The sequence below is a fragment of the Pseudomonas sp. Sample_23 genome (assembly GCF_004307595.1).
Classification (GTDB): Bacteria; Pseudomonadota; Gammaproteobacteria; order Pseudomonadales; family Pseudomonadaceae; genus Aquipseudomonas; species Aquipseudomonas atacamensis.
The window spans coordinates 22,768-42,964 of sequence record NZ_RCNX01000054.1; the positions used below are offsets into that span (position 1 = coordinate 22,768).

At 61.8% G+C, this 20,197-nt stretch carries 15 protein-coding genes; 7 read left to right on the plus strand and 8 right to left on the minus strand.

The genetic code is table 11. The features are described from left to right. Positions 1–3 precede the first annotated feature (3 nt). Complete coding sequence (locus D8U82_RS15195; protein ID WP_130902449.1) at positions 4–993, minus strand: 2-hydroxyacid dehydrogenase; 990 nt, start codon at positions 991–993, stop codon at positions 4–6. Positions 994–1,074: 81 nt separating this feature from the next. Continuing rightward, positions 1,075–3,828, minus strand: a complete 2,754-nt coding sequence (locus tag D8U82_RS15200; protein ID WP_130902450.1) for a response regulator — start codon at positions 3,826–3,828, stop codon at positions 1,075–1,077. Between the two features lie 206 nt (positions 3,829–4,034). Here D8U82_RS15200 and D8U82_RS15205 point away from each other — a divergent pair, with 206 nt between their 5' ends. The 7 genes from D8U82_RS15205 (at position 4,035) to D8U82_RS15235 (ending at position 12,537) form a co-directional block, all read left to right on the plus strand. After that, positions 4,035–4,757, plus strand: a complete 723-nt coding sequence (locus tag D8U82_RS15205; protein WP_076563844.1) for a response regulator transcription factor — start codon at positions 4,035–4,037, stop codon at positions 4,755–4,757. Beyond that, complete coding sequence (locus D8U82_RS15210) at positions 4,744–6,168, plus strand: sensor histidine kinase (protein WP_130902451.1); 1,425 nt, start codon at positions 4,744–4,746, stop codon at positions 6,166–6,168. The genes D8U82_RS15205 and D8U82_RS15210 overlap by 14 nt, the downstream gene beginning before the upstream one ends. Before the next feature lie 209 nt (positions 6,169–6,377). Continuing rightward, the gene (gene cysM / locus D8U82_RS15215; protein WP_039757833.1) at positions 6,378–7,280 is read left to right on the plus strand and encodes a cysteine synthase CysM; all 903 of its coding nucleotides are present in this window, start codon (positions 6,378–6,380) and stop codon (positions 7,278–7,280) included. After that, a complete protein-coding gene (gene rlmD, locus D8U82_RS15220) occupies positions 7,280–8,656 on the plus strand; it encodes a 23S rRNA (uracil(1939)-C(5))-methyltransferase RlmD (protein WP_130902452.1) in 1,377 nt (458 codons plus the stop codon). The genes cysM and rlmD overlap by 1 nt, the downstream gene beginning before the upstream one ends. A gap of 101 nt (positions 8,657–8,757) precedes the next feature. Continuing rightward, the gene (relA, locus tag D8U82_RS15225) at positions 8,758–11,001 is read left to right on the plus strand and encodes a GTP diphosphokinase (RefSeq protein WP_041479585.1); all 2,244 of its coding nucleotides are present in this window, start codon (positions 8,758–8,760) and stop codon (positions 10,999–11,001) included. Between the two features lie 133 nt (positions 11,002–11,134). After that, entirely contained in the window at positions 11,135–11,968 is an 834-nt protein-coding gene (mazG, locus tag D8U82_RS15230; protein ID WP_130902453.1) for a nucleoside triphosphate pyrophosphohydrolase, read from the plus strand. A 26-nt stretch (positions 11,969–11,994) separates the two neighbouring features. Then, entirely contained in the window at positions 11,995–12,537 is a 543-nt protein-coding gene (locus D8U82_RS15235) for a DUF2058 domain-containing protein (protein ID WP_130902454.1), read from the plus strand. 68 nt (positions 12,538–12,605) lie between these two features. On the opposite strand, the gene D8U82_RS15240 is transcribed toward D8U82_RS15235, so the two are convergent. The 6 genes from D8U82_RS15240 to D8U82_RS15265 all read right to left on the minus strand — a co-directional run bounded on the left by D8U82_RS15240 (position 12,606) and on the right by D8U82_RS15265 (position 20,164). Beyond that, entirely contained in the window at positions 12,606–12,794 is a 189-nt protein-coding gene (locus D8U82_RS15240; protein ID WP_016773646.1) for a hypothetical protein, read from the minus strand. 416 nt (positions 12,795–13,210) lie between these two features. Further along, the gene (gene fabB / locus D8U82_RS15245; RefSeq protein WP_016773647.1) at positions 13,211–14,431 is read right to left on the minus strand and encodes a beta-ketoacyl-ACP synthase I; all 1,221 of its coding nucleotides are present in this window, start codon (positions 14,429–14,431) and stop codon (positions 13,211–13,213) included. An 11-nt stretch (positions 14,432–14,442) separates the two neighbouring features. Further along, complete coding sequence (gene fabA, locus D8U82_RS15250) at positions 14,443–14,958, minus strand: 3-hydroxyacyl-[acyl-carrier-protein] dehydratase FabA (protein WP_024013962.1); 516 nt, start codon at positions 14,956–14,958, stop codon at positions 14,443–14,445. A 247-nt stretch (positions 14,959–15,205) separates the two neighbouring features. Next, positions 15,206–17,110: an ATP-binding protein gene (locus D8U82_RS15255; RefSeq protein WP_130902455.1), complete on the minus strand. Its 1,905-nt coding sequence runs from the start codon at positions 17,108–17,110 to the stop codon at positions 15,206–15,208. Further along, entirely contained in the window at positions 17,107–18,039 is a 933-nt protein-coding gene (locus tag D8U82_RS15260) for an ABC transporter substrate-binding protein (protein WP_123443628.1), read from the minus strand. Before D8U82_RS15260 ends, D8U82_RS15255 begins: the two co-directional genes overlap by 4 nt. A 1-nt stretch (position 18,040) precedes the next feature. Continuing rightward, on the minus strand, positions 18,041–20,164 hold the full coding sequence (locus D8U82_RS15265; protein ID WP_130902456.1) for a TonB-dependent receptor: 2,124 nt from the start codon (positions 20,162–20,164) through the stop codon (positions 18,041–18,043). Positions 20,165–20,197: the final 33 nt, after the last annotated feature.

The following is a 20,197-nucleotide window of genomic DNA, read 5'->3' on the forward strand; positions in this document are numbered from 1 at the left end:
CGTTCAACCCTCGACCTGGTTCTGCGGCGTACCCGCCGCCCAGGTCGCGATGTTGTGCAGGGTGGTCGCGGCAATCGCGCCCAGCGCCTCGCGGGTCAGAAACGCCTGATGCGCGGTGATGATCACGTTGGGAAACGTCAGCAGACGCGCCAACACATCGTCCTGCAACGGCAGGTCGGAGCGATCCTCGAAAAACAGCTGCGCCTCTTCCTCGTAAACATCCAGCCCCAGATAACCGAGTTGGCCGTCCTTGAGCGCGTCGATCAGCGCTGGCGTGTCCACCAGCCCGCCACGCCCGGTGTTGATCAGCATCGCCCCGGCCTGCATGTGCGCCAGTGAGTCGCGATTGATCAGGTGCTTGCTCTGTTCGTTGAGCGGGCAATGCAGACTGATGATCCGCGACTGCGCGAGCAATTCCGGCAGGCTCAGATAACGTGCGCCCAACGCCAGCACCTCGGGGTTGGGATACGGATCGTAAGCGAGCAATTCACAGCCGAAGCCGTGCATGATTTTCGCGAAGGTCGCACCAATCTGCCCGGTGCCGACGATGCCGACGGTTTTGCCGACCAGATCGAAACCGGTCAGGCCGTGCAGGCTGAAATCGCCTTCGCGGGTGCGGTTGTAGGCGCGATGCAAACGACGATTGAGGGCGAGGATCAGCGCCACCGCATGTTCGGCCACGGCGTGCGGCGAGTAGGCCGGCACACGAACCACGGCCAGGCCAAGGCGTTTCGCCGCTGGCAGGTCGACATGGTTGTAACCCGCCGAACGCAGGGCAATCAGCCGCGTGCCGCCGGCAGCGAGGCGTTCGAGCACCGGGGCGCTGAGGTCGTCATTGATGAACGCGCAGACCACTTCGTGCTGCTCGGCCAACGCCGCCGTATCGAGGCTGAGTCGCGCCGCTTGAAAATGCAGTTCAAGCCCGGCCGGGCAGTCGGCGGCGAGGAAGCTGTCGTGGTCGTAGGTCTGGCTGCTGAAAATGATCGTGCGCATGAATCCTCCTGGAACATCGACGCGGGCCGCAACGGCCCGCGACAACTGTAGCGCTTTGCGCGTGCAGCGCCTTGCCATGGATCAAGCGCTGATGCGCGCCTGCGCCGCGAGTCGATTGATCGAGCGCTCCAGTTCATCCAGTGCGGCGGCGGCTTTCGGATCGTCCTGCTTGAGCAGGGTTTCGCTGCGCTGGCAGGCGGCGCGCAGTTGCGGCACGCCGCAATAACGGGTGGCGCCGTGCAAACGGTGCACGCGTTCGAGCAGGGCATTCTGGTCGTGGCTGTCACGCGCGGCGCGAATCGCTTCGCGGTCGGCTTCCAGCGAGGCCAGCAGCATGGCGAGCATGTCCGCCGCCAGATCCGCCTTGCCGGCCGCCAGACGCAAGCCTTCTTCGTGATCGAGCACTGGCAGTTCCTGCTGACTCGCCGTGCTGTCGCCGCTGCGATCCGGTGCCTGATTGCGCAGGGCCAGTCCGGTCCACTTCAACACCACCTGCGCCAGTTGCCGCTCGCTGATCGGTTTAGTCAGGTAGTCGTCCATGCCGCTTTGCAGCAGCGCGCGTTTTTCATTGGCCATGGCGTGGGCAGTGAGGGCGACGATCGGCAGCGGCGTGCAATGCCGCTCGCTTTCCCACTGGCGAATGGTTTCCGTGGTCTGGCGGCCATCCATGCCTGGCATCTGCACGTCCATCAACACCAGATCGAAAGATTCGCTTTGCACCGCTTTGACTGCTGCGTAACCGCTTTCCACCGCGAGCACGCGGGCGCCCATGTCTTCGAGCAGGGTCTGCACCAGCAACAGATTCGCCGGGTTGTCGTCGACACACAGCACGCGCGGCGCACGGCTGGACAGCGGCTCGCCCGGTTCGCTGCGGGGCTGGCGCGGATTGACCAGATCGGACAGCGCCCGGCGCAGCTTGCGCGTACATGCCGGTTTGGCTTGCAGCTGGCTGTGCGGGTTGGGTACCGACAGATGAAATAGCGTCTGTTCGGTGGTCGGGCACAGCACCAGCACTTTGCAGCCCAAGTGTTCGAGGTCCCAGATGTGCTGGTTCAAGCGTTCCGGGAGCATGTCGTTGCTGGTGATGCCGATCACCGCCAGATCGATCGCCTGATCGGTCTGATGCGCGCCGGTGACGCCATTGCTCAGGCTCTCCAGAGTATTGAACGGCGTAACTTGCAGTCCGCAGTCTTCCAGCTGATGTTGCAAGGCCTGACGCGCCAGTTCGTGATTTTCCAGCACCGCCACGCGGCGTCCGAGCAATGGCGCGGCGGGCAGGTCTTCGGCGTCGTCGCGAGTCTTGGGCAGGCTCAGGCTGATCCAGAATTCCGAGCCCTCGCCCGGCGTGCTGTCGACGCCAATCTCGCCGCCCATCTGCTCGATCAGGCGCTTGGAAATCACCAGCCCCAGCCCGGTGCCGCCGGGTTGGCGCGACAGCGAATTGTCGGCCTGACTGAAAGCCTGGAACAGCGCGCGCACATCCTGACTCGACAGACCGATGCCGGTGTCCTGAATGCTGATGCGCAGTTGCACGCTGTCTTCGTGTTCGTCTTCGAGCATCGCCCGGGCGACGATGGTGCCTTCACGGGTGAACTTGATCGCGTTGCTGACCAGGTTGGTGAGGATCTGCTTCAGGCGCAGCGGATCGCCGACCAGCGACAGCGGTGTATCGCGATAGACCAGGCTGACCAGCTCAAGCTGCTTGGCGTGCGCCGCCGGGGCGAGGATGGTCAGGGTGTCCTGCAACAGGTCGCGCAGGTTGAACGGAATGTGATCGAGTACCAGTTTGCCGGCCTCGATTTTCGAGAAGTCGAGAATCTCGTTGATGATTCCCAACAGGCTGTCGGCGGACTTTTCGATGGTGCCCAGATAGTCGAGCTGGCGCGGGGTCAGTTCGCTTTTCTGCAACAGGTGAGTGAAGCCGAGAATGCCGTTGAGCGGCGTGCGGATCTCGTGGCTCATGTTGGCGAGGAATTCGGATTTGATCCGGCTGGCTTCCAGCGCTTCTTTGCGCGCCAGGTCCAGTTCGATGTTCTGGATCTCGATGGTTTCCAGATTCTGCCGCACGTCTTCGGTGGCCTGATCGACGCTGTGCTGCAATTCTTCGCGAGCATTCTGCAGGGTGCCGGCCATGCGGTTGATGCCCGAGGCCAGTTCGTCCAGCTCCTGACTGCCGAGGGGCGGCAAGCGGGTTTCCAGGTGACCGTCCTTGAGTTGCGCGACCGCTTGTTTGATCTGGCTCAGCGGACGGTTGATGGTGCGGCCCATGCGCAACGCGAGGAGGGCGGCGCCGGCAAGTCCGGCGGCGATCAGCAGCAGGCTGGCGAACAGGCTGCGATAACCGCGCAGCAACATGCCGTTGTGCGACAGCTCCAGCTCGACCCAGCCGAGCAGCCGTTCGGATTCTTCGGGAATGATTTCGCCGGCGAGGTTGCGATGCTTGCCGAACACCGGCATCAGGTAGCGCGTCGCGTCATTGCCGCTGCGTCGTTGCAGCAGCGCGCTGTCGCCGCTTGGTGCCTGATTTAGCATGGTCGGGCCGGCGTGGGCCAGTGGCGAGCGGTCCGCCGCGAGGAAAGTCACCGCACGCACGTCGGGTTGTTCAAGGGACTGGGTGGCGATGCGTTCAAGCAGATCGGCGTCGCCGTGACCCATCGCCGGCGCCACCAGCGGCGCCAGTTGCTCGGCGATCATTTCGCCGCGCTGCATCAATTGGCTGTGCAGGTCGGTCTGCTGCGTCCAGGTGAAATAGCCACCCAGCACCAGCGCCATCAGGCTGGTCGGCAACAAGGTCAGCAACAGCACGCGACCTTTGATTCCCAGTTTCTTGAGCACGCCTATCTCCCGCATCCCGCTGATCTGTTGACACATGCGTGCATCCGGCACGCGACATGGGCGCAGTGTAGCGATTTGCAGGCGGGCAATCTTGCGGAAAATGCAGCGCCGCCCACGCACTCGTTCGTCCGACAGGCCAAGCTTGTGTTGCCCGCTGTCGGACAATCTTGAATAATCCGCCAACTGAGAATTACTTGCAGATACTCATGACTCCTGTTTCCGTTGGCCAGCCACGCATCCTTTCCATTGAAGACGATCCGGTCCTCGGCGCGTATGTGCACGAGCATCTGGGCCGCAGCGGTTTTCAGGTGACCTGGTGCCAGAACGGCCAGGAAGGTCTGAACATCGCCCAGCGTCAGCCTTTCGACGTGGTGCTGATGGATATTCTGCTGCCGGGGCTCGATGGTCTGCAGTTGTTGACGCAATTGCGGCAGAGCCATTCGACGCCGGTGTTGCTGATGTCGGCGCTGGGTGCCGAGGCCGATCGCATCAGTGGTTTCCGCCTCGGTGCTGATGACTATCTGCCCAAGCCGTTCAGCATGGCCGAGTTGCATGTGCGCATCGAAGCGATTCTGCGCCGCGTGGCGCTGGATCGGCGCCCGCCTGCGGTTACCGCTGCGGTGGTCAGCGGCGCCCTGCGTTTCGATGACGAACAGTGCGACGTGTTTTTCCGCGAGCAAGCGGCCGGGCTGACCCGCAGCGAATTCCGTCTGCTGGAAACCCTGCACCGCAACAACGAGGAGGTGCTGAGCAAGGCCTTCCTTTATCAGCATGTCCTGCAACGCGGCTTTGCGGCGCACGACCGCAGCCTCGACATGCACATCAGCCAGATCCGCCGCAAACTCAAAGCCATCGGTTACACCGAGCGCGAAGTGCGCACGGTGTGGGGCAAGGGCTATGTCTTGAGTGGCGCTGATGAAACTGTCTGAGCTGCCGGGGCGGCATTCGCTGTTCTGGAAACTGGCGTGCCTGCTGGTGGCGTTCTGTCTGCTGATGATCTGGCTGAGCTGGTCGTGGGGCCGCTACATGGAGGAGCGCAATCAGTTCCTCTCCAGTGACGCGCGCAGCACCCTCAGCCGTTATGCCGCGCAAGCCGAACAGGCGTGGCAGCGCGGCGGGCGCAATGGCGTCGATGACTGGTTGCAGAGCATGGAATTGCGCGAGGCCAGTTGGGTCGGCGTGATCGGCGCTGATTTGCAGTCGCTGAGCAGCCAGCCGTTGAACGCGGCAGAGGTGCAGCACCTGACCTTTTTGCGCGGCCTCGACTGGCCGATCCACAAGAAGGGCCGACCTTGGCTGCGGGTACCGTTCCCGCAGGATCCGGCCGCCGGCATTCTGGTCATCGAGTTGCCCGAACGCTTTGTTCCGGGCAAGTACCGGGTGTTCTGGCGGGTGATCACCAACGGTGTGATTCCCGGGCTGTTCACCCTGTTGCTCTGCGTCGGCCTGTATCGCCTGTTGGTGGTGCCGCTGAACAACCTGCGCGAACAGGCCAACGCCTGGCGCGCCGACCAGTTGAATGTGCGCCTGTCGAGCGGCATCACCCAGCGCCCGGATGAACTCGGTGAGCTGGCGCGGGCCTTCGATTCCATGTCCGAGCGCCTGCAAACCACGGTCGCCTTGCAGCAGCAGTTGTTGCGCGACTTGTCTCACGAACTGCGCACGCCGCTGAGCCGCCTGCGCGTGGCCAGCGAAAGCGAACAGGGCTTGCCGCAACTGCGCGAACGCATCGGCCGCGAAGTCGACGGCATGCAACGTTTGGTCGAAGACACCCTGCAACTGGCCTGGCTCGACACCGACCGCTCACCGTTGCCGGATGAAGCGATCCAGATTCAGGCGCTGTGGGAAATGCTCACCGACAACGCCTGTTATGAAAGCGGCTGGCCGAGTCTGCAACTGCAATGCTCGGTCGAAGCATCGTGTTGGGTGCGGGGCAACCTCAATACCCTGGCGCAAGCGCTGGAAAACATCCTGCGCAACGCCATTCGTCACTCGCCCGAGGGCGGGATTGTGCGTCTCGATGCACGGCGCGATGGCGAGTATTGGCATTTATGGCTGGAGGATCAGGGCGGCGGCTTGGCTGACGAAGATCTGCAGCGGATCTTTTCGCCGTTCATTCGATTGGACGGATCAAGACCCGGGGATGGTGGCTTTGGCTTGGGATTGAGCATTGCCCGCAACGCGGTGCAACGGCAGGGCGGGTTGCTCTGGGCGGAAAACACCGGGGCGGGGCTGCGGTTGAATTTGCGCTTGTTGGCGGATGATGGTGTTGCGCCGACTGACGCTATCGCGAGCAGGCTCGCTCCCACAATGGCTGTGCATTCACCGCAGATCGCATAAGCAACATTCATCCCCGTGGGAGCGAGCCTGCTCGCGAATTCCAAGCAGCACCACGAGAACTGAGTGTTGCGCAAATAAAAGTCGCACCACTGGCGCGACTTTTATTCGCTTATTCCCATAAACCATAAGCACCGCACTTTGCGTGATATGGCCTGCGCGGGTTTGCCGGTATGATAGGCGCCCCCGCACGTCTGGATTGCGAATACGCCATGACCCTGCAGTACCCAACCATCGCCGATTGCGTCGGCAACACGCCGCTGGTGCGTTTGCAGCGCCTGCCCGGCGCCACCAGCAACACCCTTTTGCTCAAGCTCGAAGGGAACAACCCGGCGGGTTCGGTCAAGGACCGCCCGGCGTTGTCGATGATCACTCGCGCCGAGTTGCGCGGGCAGATCAATCCCGGCGATACGCTGATCGAGGCGACCTCCGGCAACACCGGCATCGCGCTGGCGATGGCCGCTGCGATCAAGGGTTACAAGATGATCCTGATCATGCCGGACAACTCCAGTGCCGAGCGCAAGGCAGCGATGACCGCTTACGGTGCCGAGCTGATCCTGGTGACTCAGGAAGAGGGCATGGAAGGCGCCCGCGATCTGGCCCAGCGTATGGAAGCCGAAGGCCGTGGCAAGGTGCTCGACCAGTTCGCCAATGGCGACAACCCGGAAGCGCACTACACCACCACCGGCCCGGAAATCTGGCGTCAGACCCAGGGCAGCATCACCCATTTCGTCAGTTCGATGGGCACCACCGGCACCATCATGGGCGTGTCGCGCTACCTCAAAGAGCAGAGCGACAGCGTGCAGATCGTCGGTCTGCAACCGATGGAAGGCTCGGCCATTCCGGGCATCCGCCGCTGGCCGCAGGAATACCTGCCGAAGATCTATCAGGCTGACCGCGTCGATCGCATCGTCGACATGGCGCAAAGCGAAGCCGAAGACGTTACCCGGCGCCTGGCCCGCGAAGAAGGCATCTTCTGCGGCGTGTCCTCGGGCGGTGCGGTGGCAGCGATGCTGCGCTTGTCCAAAGAAGTTGAAAACGCGGTGATCGTCGCGATCATCTGCGACCGTGGCGACCGTTACCTGTCGACCGGCATTTTCGACGCGCCGAACTGATGGCCAAACACGAGAGAGGCCTGCGCTTCCAGCCCACCGGCGGCAGCAAGGCGCCACAGATCCCGACCGGCAAAAAGCAGCGCTTGAGTATCGAGCGCCTGGCCAATGACGGTCGCGGTATCGCGTTTTTCGAAGGCAAAACCTGGTTCGTCCTCGGCGCCCTTGCCGGTGAAGAGGTCGAAGCACGGGTGCTCGGCGCCCACGGCAAAGTGGTCGAGGCGCGCACCGAGCGCGTGTTCAAGGCCAGCGAGTTGCGGCGCCCGGCAGCATGCCCACACTTCGGCCGCTGTGGCGGTTGCAGCGTTCAGCACTTGCCCCACGCTGAACAACTCGCCCTGAAACAGCGCATGCTCGCCGAGCAATTGTCGCGGGTGGCCGGTGTCGAACCTGAAGAGTGGGCGGCGCCGCTGACCGGCCCGGAATTCGGTTACCGTCGGCGCGCGCGCATCGCCGTGCGCTGGGACATGAAGGCAAAAAAACTCGAAGTGGGTTTCCGCGCCGCCGGCAGTCAGGACATCGTCGCGATCAGCGAATGCCCGGTGCTGGTACAGCCCTTGCAACCGATCATGACCCGCTTGCCGGAGATGCTGCGGCGTTTGAGCAAACCGCAAGCGTTGGGCCATGTCGAGTTGTTCAGCGGCTCATCACTGGTGGTATTGCTGCGACACATGGCGCCGTTGTCCGAAGCGGATCTGAGCATCCTCAAGGATTTCTGCCGGTTTCATGAAGCGCAGTTGTGGTTGCATGGCGAAGGTGAACCGCAACCGGTCGAGGCCGGTCAGAGCCTCGGTTATCGCCTGGAACAGTGGAATCTCGAGCTGGCTTATCGGCCGGGAGATTTTGTTCAGGTCAACGCCGGGGTCAACGAAGCGATGATCGCCCAGGCGCTGGACTGGTTGAAACCGACGGCTGAAGAACGCGTGCTCGACCTGTTTTGCGGGTTGGGAAATTTTGCGCTACCGCTGGCCAAAGGCGTCCGTGAAGTGGTGGCGGTGGAGGGTGTGCAGACCATGGTCGAGCGTGCCGCTGCGAATGCCATCAGTAACAATTTGCATAACACAAAGTTTTTTCAAGCCGATTTATCCCAGCCTTTGAGCGATGCCCAGTGGATCGGAAACGGCTTTTCTGCGGTACTCTTGGACCCACCGCGTGACGGTGCTTTCGAGGTGGTGCGCAAGCTCGCGACCCTGGGTGCCAAACGGTTGGTATACGTGTCGTGCAACCCGGCCACGCTTGCGCGCGACACGCAGGAATTGATCAAGCAGGGCTACCGGTTAAAACGTGCCGGGATTCTCGATATGTTTCCTCAGACGGCACATGTCGAGGCCATGGCGTTATTTGAAGCGAGCCAGGACGGCTCGTCTGAATCCGTCTGATCTGTCCGCGCAGCGCTCGCCTGAGCCCCGCGAGCGCGAACGGACACTGAGGATCAGCGATTTGACGCATTGAATCTGCGTCGTAGGGAAGGTAAAGCAGCATGGTACAGGTGAGAGCACACCAGCCGATCAACACCGACGGCAGTATCAATCTCGAGGCCTGGCTCGATCACGCGGTCAGTGTCGATCTGGCACTGGATCGCGAGGCCTTGAAAGAAGCCTGCGAGTTCGCTCGCGAGGCCGAACAGCAGTCCAATGCGAAGAAGAACCTGTGGGCCGAAGGCTCCGGCAGTTTCAGCACGGGCCTTGAGATCGCCGAGATCCTCGCCGACCTCAAGCTCGATCAGGATTCACTGGTCGCCGCCGTGTTGTATCGCGGCGTGCGCGAAGGCCAGATAGAGCTGGCGGCCATCGGCCAGCGCTTCGGTCCGGTAGTGGCCAAGCTGATCGACGGCGTGCAGCGCATGGCGGCCATCAGCGCCAGTCTCAGCCCACGGCAATCGATGGTCATGGGCACCCAAGGGCAGGTCGAGAACCTGCGCAAGATGCTCGTGGCCATGGTCGATGATGTGCGCGTTGCGCTGATCAAACTGGCCGAACGCACCTGCGCGATCCGTGCGGTGAAAACCGCCGACGATGAAAAGCGCAACCGCGTCGCTCGCGAAGTCTTCGACATCTATGCGCCACTGGCGCATCGCCTCGGCATCGGTCACATCAAATGGGAGCTGGAGGACTTGTCCTTCCGCTATCTCGAACCCGATCAATACAAGCAGATCGCCAAGTTGCTCCACGAGCGGCGGCTGGATCGCGAGCGTTTCATCAGCGACGTGATGACCCAGCTCAAGGACGAACTGCAGGCCACCGGCGTCGACGCCGACATCAGCGGCCGGGCCAAACACATCTACTCGATCTGGCGCAAAATGCAGCGCAAGGGTCTGGAATTCAGCCAGATCTATGACGTTCGCGCGGTGCGCGTGCTGGTGCCGGAAATGCGCGACTGCTACACCGCGCTCGGCATCGTCCACACCCTGTGGCGGCACATCCCGAAAGAATTCGACGACTACATCGCCAACCCGAAAGAGAACGGCTACCGCTCGCTGCACACGGCGGTGATCGGTCCGGAAGGCAAGGTCCTCGAGGTGCAGATCCGCACCCACTCCATGCACGAAGAAGCCGAACTCGGCGTCTGCGCGCACTGGCGCTACAAGGGCACCGACGTCAAATCCGGCTCGAACCATTACGAAGAGAAAATTTCCTGGCTGCGTCAGGTCCTCGAATGGCACGAAGAGCTGGGCGATATCGGCGGTCTGGCCGAACAACTGCGCGTCGATATCGAGCCCGATCGGGTCTACATCTTCACTCCCGACGGTCACGCCATCGACTTGCCGAAAGGCGCGACGCCGCTGGATTTCGCCTATCGGGTACACACCGAAATCGGCCACAACTGCCGGGGCGCGAAGATCAACGGCCGTATCGTGCCGTTGAACTACAGCCTGCAGACCGGCGAGCAGGTCGAGATCATCACCAGCAAGCACGGCACGCCGAGCCGCGACTGGCTGAACCCGAACCTCGGTTACGTCACCACCTCGCGCGCGCGGGCGAAAATCGTTCACTGGTTCAAGTTGCAGGCTCGCGATCAGAACGTCGCGGCCGGTAAAACCCTGATCGAGCGTGAACTCAATCGCCTCGGCCTGCCGGCGGTGGATTTCGACAAGCTGGCCGAAAAGGCCAACATGAAAACCGCCGAAGACATGTTCGCCGCCCTCGGTGCCGGCGACCTGCGTCAGGCGCATCTGGTCAACCTCGCGCAGCAACTGGTCGAACCGGAGCGCGGCAACGAACAGTTGGAGCTGATTCCGCGCAAGGCGACCGGTTACAAGCCGGGCAAGCGCGGCGATATCCAGATCCAGGGCGTCGGCAACCTGATGACGCAAATGGCCGGCTGCTGCCAGCCGCTGCCGGGCGATGCGATTGTCGGTTACATCACCCAGGGCCGTGGCGTGAGCATTCACCGTCAGGACTGCGCCTCGGTGCTGCAACTGGGCGGGCGCGAGCCGGAGCGGATCATTCAGGTCAGCTGGGGCCCGGTGCCGGTGCTCACCTATCCGGTGGACATCATCATCCGCGCCTACGACCGTTCCGGGCTGCTGCGTGACGTCTCGCAGGTGCTGCTCAACGAGCGCATCAACGTGCTGGCGGTCAACACCCGCTCGAACAAGGAAGACAACACTGCGCTGATGTCGCTGACCATCGAGATCCCCGGTCTGGATGCGCTGGGACGGCTGCTGGGGCGGATTTCGCAATTGCCGAACATCATCGAAACCCGGCGTAACCGTACCCCGTGATGCAATTGATTGTTCCCTGTGGGAGCGAGCCTGCTCGCGAAGAGGGCGTGTCAGTCGACATCTTTGTTGCAGACACAGCGCTTTCGCGAGCAGGCTCGCTCCCACAATGGTTATGCGGTGAGACGGAAAAATGATGTACACCCTCGAAGACCTGCTCCACCTGATGTCCCGCCTGCGCGATCCGCAGTTCGGTTGTCCGTGGGACATCAAGCAAACCTACGCGACCATCGTCCCGCACACCCTCGAAGAAGCCTATGAAGTGGCCGATGCCATCGAGCGTGGCGATCTCGACCATTTGCAAGGCGAGTTGGGCGATCTGCTGTTTCAGGTGGTGTATTACAGCCAGTTGGCCAAGGAAGAAGGGCGGTTCGAATTCGCCGGGGTGATCGACAGCATCACGCGTAAACTGATCCGTCGTCATCCGCATGTGTTCCCGACGGGCGACCTGTACGCGCCGCTCGACGTGCCGCGCTTGAGCGAAGAGCAGGTCAAGCAGCGCTGGGAAGAGATCAAGGCCGAAGAGCGCGCCGAGAAAGCCTCTGCGCCCGAGCAGTTGTCCTTGCTTGATGATGTGCCGGCCACCTTGCCGGCACTGTCGCGCTCAGCCAAGTTGCAGAAGCGCGCCGGGCAGGTCGGTTTCGACTGGCCGGATGCCTTGCCGGTCCTCGACAAGGTCCGCGAAGAGCTCGATGAAGTGCTCGAAGCCATGTCCGAAAACGATCCGGTGGCGGTGGCCGACGAGATCGGCGATCTGCTGTTTTCCGTGGTCAATCTGGCCCGGCATCTGAAGGTCGATCCGGAAACCGCCTTGCGCGGCGCCAACGGCAAGTTTGAAAGACGTTTCCGTTTTATCGAACAGGCATTGCGCGACACCCACCGTCCCATGGAAGATTGCACCCTCGAAGAGTTGGACGCCCTGTGGGGCGAAGCCAAACGCCAGGAAAAGAATGAGCCCAGCTGCGGCTGAGCCGTTGCCCAAGTGAGTAAGCATTGATGAGCCTTTCCCTTCGCGACCAGTTGCTCCAAGCAGGCCTGGTCAACCAAAAGCAGGCCAAGCAGGTCAGCAAAGACAAGCAGAAGCAACAACGCCTGGCCCACAAAGGCCAGGCCGAGCTGGACGATTCGCAGCAGCGCGCCGCCCAGGAAGCCATGGCCGAGAAGGTCAAGCGCGACCAGGAGCTGAACCGTCAGCAGCAGGAGAAGGCCGAGGCCAAGGCCCGCGCCGCGCAGGTCAAGCAGTTGATCGAAGTCTCGCGTCTGCCCAAGCTGACCACCGAGGACTACTACAACTTCGTCGACGACAAGAAGGTCAAGCGCATCTCGGTCAACACGCTGATGCGCAACAAGCTCAGTAGCGGTTCGCTGGCGATCGTGCATCACAACGGCGGCTATGAAGTGATTCCCCGTGAAGCGGCGCTGAAGATCCAGGAGCGCGACCCGCAGCGCATCGTCCAGCTCAACGTGCAGACCGAAGAGGTCAACGCCGAGGACGATCCGTACGCGGCGTACCAGATCCCTGACGATCTGATGTGGTAAAGCCTCGGCTGTAACAACGACGAACCCCGCTCATGGCGGGGTTTGTCGTTTTCAAATGCTGTGTTGTTTCAGGCGGACTTCAGTTCTCGTTGCTGTTCCTGCACTTCCAGTTCGGCCTTGTAGTTATGGGCATCTATTTCGTTGTGGAACATGCCGACCAGCAAGTCTTGTTGATGCACATCCCAGATACGGATGCCGGCGGCCAGGCCTTCGTGGGACATGTGTGAATCGTCGCGTTCAGTTACTTTTACAGTCATCTGCTAGCTCCAGATCTCAAGTTACTGCACCAAGGCGTGTGCAGGACTCTGTTATAGGATTTGTTAGTCAGCTAAGTAAACCGCCAATTGGCGCAAGGTGTTGTTGCGGATTTCGCAACAGTGCTGGAGGCCGCGTAAACCGCGACATTCGGTCGCAGGGTAGTAAGTTTCATGACAGAAGTTTCATCTCCAGAACGCTCTGGATCCCTGTCTTTGATCGTTCCCACGCTCCGCGTGGGAATGCCTCTGGGGACGCTCCGCGTCCAGTGACGCGGAGCGTCACGGGCTGCATTCCCACGCAGAGCGTGGGAACGATCAACAACACGGACCGGAAGTTTTCCGGCTGATTTCTGCAGGCCAAAAAAAACGCCCCGAACCAGTCGGGGCGTTTTCATGTGCGGCTCAGCGGTGGGGAATTACTTGCCTTCCCAGCGCTTCAGTACCAGCGTGGCGTTGGTGCCGCCAAAGCCGAAGCTGTTGCTCATCACGGTGTTGATGGTGGCGTTCTCGCGGGTCTTGGTCAGCACCGGCAGATCGGCCACTTCCGGGTCGAGCTCGTCGATGTTGGCGGAGCCGGCAATGAAGTTGCCTTCCATCATCAGCATGCAGTAGATCGCTTCGTGCACGCCGGCGGCGCCCAGGGAGTGACCGGACAGGCTCTTGGTCGAGCTGATCGCTGGAGCCTTGTCGCCGAACACTTCACGTACACCTTTCATTTCCGCGACGTCGCCGACCGGAGTCGAAGTGCCATGGGTGTTCAGGTAGTCGATCGGGGTGTCGACGGTGGACAGCGCCTGCTGCATGCAGCGGATCGCGCCTTCGCCGCTCGGGGCAACCATGTCGTAGCCATCGGACGTTGCGCCGTAGCCGACGATCTCGGCGTAGATCTTCGCGCCACGGGCCAGAGCGTGTTCCAGCTCTTCGACGACAACCATGCCGCCGCCGCCAGCGATGACGAAACCGTCGCGGTCCTTGTCGTAGGCGCGGGAAGCTTGTTCCGGGGTGTCGTTGCGCTTGCTGGACAGAGCGCCCATCGCGTCGAACAGGAACGACTGGCTCCAGTGCTCTTCTTCACCGCCACCGGCGAAGACGATGTCCTGCTTGCCCATCTGGATCTGTTCCATGGCGGTACCGATGCAGTGAGCACTGGTGGCGCAGGCAGAAGCGATGGAGTAGTTCAGGCCCTTGATCTTGAACGGCGTGGCCAGACAAGCGGAAACGGTGCTGCTCATGGTCCGCGTGACGCGGTACGGGCCAACGCGCTTCACGCCTTTCTCACGGAGGATGTCCAGCGCTTCCATCTGGTTCAGCGTGGAGGCACCGCCGGAACCGGCGATCAGGCCGGTACGCGGGTTGGACACCTGCTCTTCGGTCAGGCCGGAGTCAGTGATGGCGTCTTTCATGGCCAGGTAGGCGTAAGCCGCTGCATGGCCGACGAAGCGATAGATCTTGCGATCGATCAGCTCTTCAAGGTTGAGGTCGATGGAGCCGGAAACCTGGCTACGCAGACCCATTTCAGCATATTCCGGGTTGAACCGGATGCCAGGGCGGCTTGCACGCAGGTTAGCGGAGACGGTCTCTTTGTCATTGCCCAGGCACGAAACGATGCCCAGACCAGTGATAACGACGCGGCGCATGCGAATAACCCTTAGAAGTTGTCAGTGGAGGTGAACACGCCGACGCGCAGGCCTTCGGCGGTGTAGATTTCGCGTCCGTCGACACTGACCGAACCATCGGCGATGGCCATGTTCAGCTTGCCCTTGAGGACGCGTTTGATATGAATGTTGTAAGTGACTTTCTTCGCGGTCGGCAGCACCTGACCGAAGAATTTCACTTCGCCCGAACCCAGCGCACGGCCGCGGCCCGGCAGGCCTTGCCAGCCCAGGAAGAAGCCGACCAGTTGCCACATGGCATCCAGACCCAGGCAGCCCGGCATCACCGGATCGCCTTCGAAATGGCAGGCGAAGAACCACAGGTCAGGGTTGATATCCAGCTCGGCGACCAATTCACCTTTGCCGTACTTGCCGCCTTCTTCGCTGATATGGGTGATGCGATCCACCATCAGCATGTTCGGGGCGGGCAGTTGCGCGTTACCTGGGCCGAACAGCTCACCGCGACTGCAGCGCAGCAGGTCTTCCCGAGTAAAGGCGTTTTGTTTGGTCATGCGAGCTCCTCAATAATCCCATGCGGCAGGTGGGGCAGATCTTCCCGACCGTTCAAGGCGTTCATGCCTCGAACCGGCAGCCTACTCATAGACTATTGCGTTGTGGTGAAAGTCACAGCACCAAGGACATGAATGTACACTTGTGCACTGAAATTTTTAATCAAGCCCCTTTTGGGGCTCGTTCGGGTGCCTAAGACTGCCGCACTTTCGCTTTTCACGCCAGTCGCAGATGGTCGAAAGGCCCACACTACGACACCCAGCGCTGCAAAATCTGCTGCAGGTCATTGCGTTTGAACGGCTTGGCCAGGTAATCGTTCATCCCCGCTGCCAGACAGGTTTCGCGATCGCCCTGCAAGGCGTTGGCGGTGAGCGCGATGATCGGCACATCGCTGCGTCCGGGCAGGTCGCGGATCTGTCGCGTGGCCTCGTAGCCGTCGATGATCGGCAGCCGGCAATCCATCAGAATTACTTCGAATTCGCCACCCTCGGCACTGCGCACCGCTTGCGCGCCATCGGTCGCCACGCTGACGGCAAACCCGAGGCTGCGCAGCATCGCTTCGATCACGGTCTGGTTGACCGGATTGTCTTCGACCAGCAACACATGGCGTCCTTCACCCTGACCACTACCGTTCGGCGCTCGCGGCGCGGCCAGCGCTGGCATTGCCTGCTTATATAGCGCCAATGGAATTTCCAGAGTGAATACCGAACCGCGTCCTTCCTCACTCTGTGCGCGCAAGGTGCCGCCCATGCGTTCGGCCAAAGTCCGCGCGATCGGCAGACCAAGCCCGGTGCCACCGTAACGACGGGAGATCGAACTGTCGGCCTGCTGGAAGGCATTGAACATCAGCTCCAGACTCTCCGAAGAAATGCCGATGCCGCTGTCGCGCACCGAGCAGGTGAACCACAGCAGGTCATGGTCCAGCGACTGCCATTGCGCCTCGATGCTCACTCGGCCCTGCTCGGTGAACTTCAAGGCATTGCCGACCAGATTGACCAGAATCTGCCGGATCCGCGTCGGATCGCCCTGCACCTGCAAGCCGCGCATGTCGTCGGGAATGCGCAGATTCAGCGCCAGGCCTCGCTGCACCGCGCTGTGCTGGAACGACTGCGCGCAGGCGCCGATCAGCTCGGCGAGATTGAACGGGATGTGCTCAAGCTCCAGCTCCGAACGTTCGATCCGCGAGAAGTCGAGAATGTCATTGATGACCTTGAGCAAGTGCTCGGTCGACTCCGAAGCGAGTGCGGCGTATTCGACCTGCTCCTCGGTCATCTCGGTGGTTTCGAGCAATTGCAACATGCCCAGCACACCGTTCATGGGGGTGCGCAGTTCATGGCTCATCATCGCCAGAAAATCCGATTTGGCGTTGTTGGCCTTTTCCGCTTCTTCGCGGGTCTGGATCAGTTGCGCCATCGCCTGCTGCTGTTCGCGGCTGGCCTGTTCCAGCGCCTGAGCAAGGTTATTGATGTGTTGCGACAGCGCACCCAGTTCAGTGTCATCGACAATCGGCAGCGGGGTTTTGTAATCGCCTTCCTGAATCGCCTTGACCGCATCGCCGATGTCGCGGATCGGCTGCGACAGACTGCCGGCCAAACGGCGGGCGACGACGAAGGTGAAGAGCAGGGCGAACAGCGCGAGAATCCCGGCCTTGAACAGGATCTCCTGCTGGCGCTGACTGAAAGCGTCATTGGACAGCCCGACGATCACTCGCCCCAGATAATCCTCGCCGGCGGTGCTGTTGCTGACCTTGCCGTCCTGGAAGAAGTCGTTGTGTAAGGCGATCCGCTGCAAACGCACTGGCGCCTGGAACACTTCAACCTGATGCGGGCGGCTGTGGCTGTCGGCCGGTTGTTCGACATACACCAGAATCCGGTTGGCGCTGTCCTGCACTTCGAGAAAACGCACGTTGGGCGTGGCCAGTGTCGCCTTGAGCAGGCTTTCCAGCACTTCGTTGTTGCCGGAGATCACCCCGTATTCCGTGGCCGGGGCGAGTTGGTTGGCAATCAACTGGCCAGTGTGGTTCAGCTCCTGACGCAAGTCCTGGATGCGCACGAAGGTAAAGAAGCTGATCAACAGCAACGTCAGCAACAGCGCCGGCCCGAGGCTGATCAGCTGCGTGCGGGTGTTGATGTCCCAACGACGACGAAAACTCATGGGCGGCGCTCTCCTTCGGCCAAGGCACTGGCGACAGATGCTTCATTCAGCGGTTCGATGCCTAAAGAACGAGCCACCTGCGCATTACTTGAGACTTTGAAACGAGCGGGGTAAAGCGTTCGCGGCCATGCGCTGGTGGGCTGATCGAGCAAATGGTCGAGAATCGCCAGCCAGTCGCTCTGGTCGCTGTAGGTACTGGCGAGGCTGCCAGCGCGAACGAATGCAATGTTGGGGCCGATCAGCGCAACCTGACGCGAGTAGCTGCTGAGCAAGAGGTTTTTCGCCGTTTGCGAGTTGTACAGATCGGGGTCGTCGAGGCCGAGCAGCACATCGCTGCGTTTCAGCACCGCTTGCAGCGGACGGCTGTCGTGGATGTTGTCCCAGCGCTGGCTGACAATCTCCAGGTTCAGCGGCCGCGCAGCCGCGCGCAATTCGTCAATGAGGAATTCGCCGTGCTCATCGAACAGCACGCCGACCCGCCGCGCCTGCGGCAAGATCCGCCGGATCAGTTGCAATTGCCGGCTCAGCGGCGGGTCGCTCCAGAGCAGGCTCAGGCGCGCCGGTTGGGCATCGGCGAAACGCTGGCGCGCCTGCAAGCGACTGATGCGCAACACCAGCGTCGACGGGCCTTGTGAGTCTTGCAGACGCCAGTCGAGGCTGGGCAGATCGAGCAGGATCAAGCGCAGACTGGCCGGTAATTTGCCCGGTGCCGGCAAACTGGCCAGCGGCTGGAACCGCACGTTGTCGGTCGGGCGCAGTTCACTCAGCGCTTGTACGAAGGCCTGCACGCCGGGGCTTTCCTCGGCGCCGGTCAACAGAATGTCCGCCGCCTGCACCGCGACGCCGTGCAGCCACGCGGTCATGAACAGGCAGAGCCCGGCCAGCCAGTGACCCAGGGTGGGCGTCTTCCGTGACGGGCCGGTGCGCATCCTAGAACTCCAGCTCGGCACTGAAATACATCACCCGGCGTTCATCGTAATTATTGTCGACGAAGGTGTTCGGCTGATGGTCGAGGCGCTGTTGCAGCACGCCGGCCAATTGCAGCTGAGCTTGGCCAATGGCGATGCGTTTGGCGATGCGCGTGTCGACGCGTTCGAAGCGATAGCCGTTGAGCGCGTTGTCGTCGTAATAGAAGAGGGCGCTGTTCCAGCCATGGCCCCAATTGCGCAGCCAACCGGCGGAACCGCTGTTGCGCGAGGTCAACTGCTGGTCCAGCGGATTGCTCGCCTCGGCGTCGACGAAGGCGTAGGTCAAACGCAAACGGTCGGCGCTGCTGAGGCGCCAGTCGAGTTGCGTTTCGGTGCCGCGAAAGCGCGAGCTGTTGGCGTTGCTGGCGATGTACTGATTGTTGCGCAGCGGTTCGCTGATCATCCCGGTGATTTCGTCGTAGAACAGCTTCACGTCGACGGCCAGTCCGAGTTCGGCGAAGTAACCGTTGTAGCCCAACTCGCGCGAGCGCATGTGTTCCTGATCGAGATCACCGGGGCCACGGGTCTTGACGAAATAGCGCGCCGACGACTGGCCGTAGGCCGAGGGTCGCAGGTTGCTGACCTGATAGCTCCAGTTGACGTTGTTCTCGAACATGTCCGGCGAGCGGATCGCTTCCGAGTACACCGCGCGCAGGCCATGACGCGGGTTGATCAGGTAGTTGACCGCGAAGCGCGGGGTCAGCGAACTGCCGATCAGTTGCGTGTCTTCGAACATCGCTCCGCCCTGCACCAGCCAGTGCTCGGTGGCGCGCCATTCCAGTTGGCCGAAGGCGCGCCAGGTGGTGTCGTCGAGGGTGCCGTTGAAATAGGTCTCGGAATCGGCGCGGTCGTAGCGGTAGTTGAGGCCGCTGACCAGTCGCAGGCTGTCGGACAGGCTGAGGGTGTCCTGCAGTTCGAGGTCGTAGCGCGATTCGCGGGCGCTCTGGTCGATATCGCCGCACAAGGTCCGGCTGGCGCCGTTGCGCCATTGCTCGAGCACTTGATTGGCCAGCGCCATTTCCTGCGGCGTGCCGGGTGCCGCGCCGGGGCCGGTGAACTGGTTGATGTTGCGCGCCAGCCGTTCGGTGTAATTCGGGTTGAGCTGCCACAGCTGCGCCAGCTCGGGGCTGAACGACACCTCGGCATCGCAGGCGCGCCAGACTTGCTGGCGATCCCAGTGCTGCGCCGAACCTTGCACATAAAGGCTGTGTTCGGGGTTGATATCGAGGTTCCAGCGCACCGAACCGGCGTAATCCTTGGCCACCACGTCGGAATTGTTCCCGGCGTCGGTAATCCCCGAGAACACCGGGCGGTAGGTATAAGGTCGCTGATTGCTGCCGTCCTTGGCGTTGAGCTGCCAGTCGAGGCTTTGCCCTTCATTGAGGTCGTGGCTGACCGCCAGGCTCAGACGATTCAAGCGTCGACTGTCGCGATAATCGGCGCCGTTGCGGTCGCTGTCGAAACCGTCGTCTTCCTGGCCGGACAGCGACAGGCGCAGATCACCGCCGTCCCAACCGGTGCCCTGACTGGCATAAAAGTCGTTGATGCCACGCTGGCCGCGCGTGATCTTCAAACGCGTGCCATGGCTGTCGGCCGGGTGGCGGGTGATGATGTTGATCACCGCCATCAGCGCGTTGGCGCCGTAGCTGACCGTGTTCGGGCCGCGAAACACCTCGATCCGGTCAATGTCTTCCATCGCTACCGGGATATCGCTCCAGTCCACCGTCGCCAGGCCGGCGCGGTACACCGAACGGCCATCGATCAACACCTGCATGCGCCGCGCTTCGCTGGCGTTGGTGCCGTGGTAGTTCACCGCCGGCTGATTGCCGTTGATGCTGCCAACCATCATTCCCGGCACCAGCCGCAGCAGCTCGCTGATGTCGCGGGCACCGCTGGCGCTGATCAGTTCGCTGTCGAGAACGGTCATGCTCCCGGGCACTTCCGCTGGCGTCTGCTTCAGCCGCGTGGCGGTAAGCACCTGCGGCAGCGTCTGGCTGTCGACGAACAGATCGTCCGCCAGCACCAGCGGGCTGAACAGCAGCGCCAGGAGCAGCGGCGAGCGCGGGGGAGGAGGGCCAGAAAACACGACACAGCCTGCAGAGAGAAGAATTGGCGCGCA

What these genes read in the sequence shown, in the direction of transcription:
- D8U82_RS15195 (WP_130902449.1), bottom strand. Translation starts at nt 993, where the DNA reads ATGCGCACGATCATTTTCAGCAGCCAGACCTACGACCACGACAGCTTC.
- D8U82_RS15205 (WP_076563844.1), top strand. Translation starts at nt 4,035, where the DNA reads ATGACTCCTGTTTCCGTTGGCCAGCCACGCATCCTTTCCATTGAAGAC.
- D8U82_RS15210 (WP_130902451.1), top strand. Translation starts at nt 4,744, where the DNA reads ATGAAACTGTCTGAGCTGCCGGGGCGGCATTCGCTGTTCTGGAAACTG.
- cysM (WP_039757833.1), top strand. Translation starts at nt 6,378, where the DNA reads ATGACCCTGCAGTACCCAACCATCGCCGATTGCGTCGGCAACACGCCG.
- rlmD (WP_130902452.1), top strand. Translation starts at nt 7,280, where the DNA reads ATGGCCAAACACGAGAGAGGCCTGCGCTTCCAGCCCACCGGCGGCAGC.
- relA (WP_041479585.1), top strand. Translation starts at nt 8,758, where the DNA reads ATGGTACAGGTGAGAGCACACCAGCCGATCAACACCGACGGCAGTATC.
- mazG (WP_130902453.1), top strand. Translation starts at nt 11,135, where the DNA reads ATGTACACCCTCGAAGACCTGCTCCACCTGATGTCCCGCCTGCGCGAT.
- D8U82_RS15235 (WP_130902454.1), top strand. Translation starts at nt 11,995, where the DNA reads ATGAGCCTTTCCCTTCGCGACCAGTTGCTCCAAGCAGGCCTGGTCAAC.
- D8U82_RS15240 (WP_016773646.1), bottom strand. Translation starts at nt 12,794, where the DNA reads ATGACTGTAAAAGTAACTGAACGCGACGATTCACACATGTCCCACGAA.
- fabB (WP_016773647.1), bottom strand. Translation starts at nt 14,431, where the DNA reads ATGCGCCGCGTCGTTATCACTGGTCTGGGCATCGTTTCGTGCCTGGGC.
- fabA (WP_024013962.1), bottom strand. Translation starts at nt 14,958, where the DNA reads ATGACCAAACAAAACGCCTTTACTCGGGAAGACCTGCTGCGCTGCAGT.
- D8U82_RS15255 (WP_130902455.1), bottom strand. Translation starts at nt 17,110, where the DNA reads ATGAGTTTTCGTCGTCGTTGGGACATCAACACCCGCACGCAGCTGATC.
- D8U82_RS15260 (WP_123443628.1), bottom strand. Translation starts at nt 18,039, where the DNA reads ATGCGCACCGGCCCGTCACGGAAGACGCCCACCCTGGGTCACTGGCTG.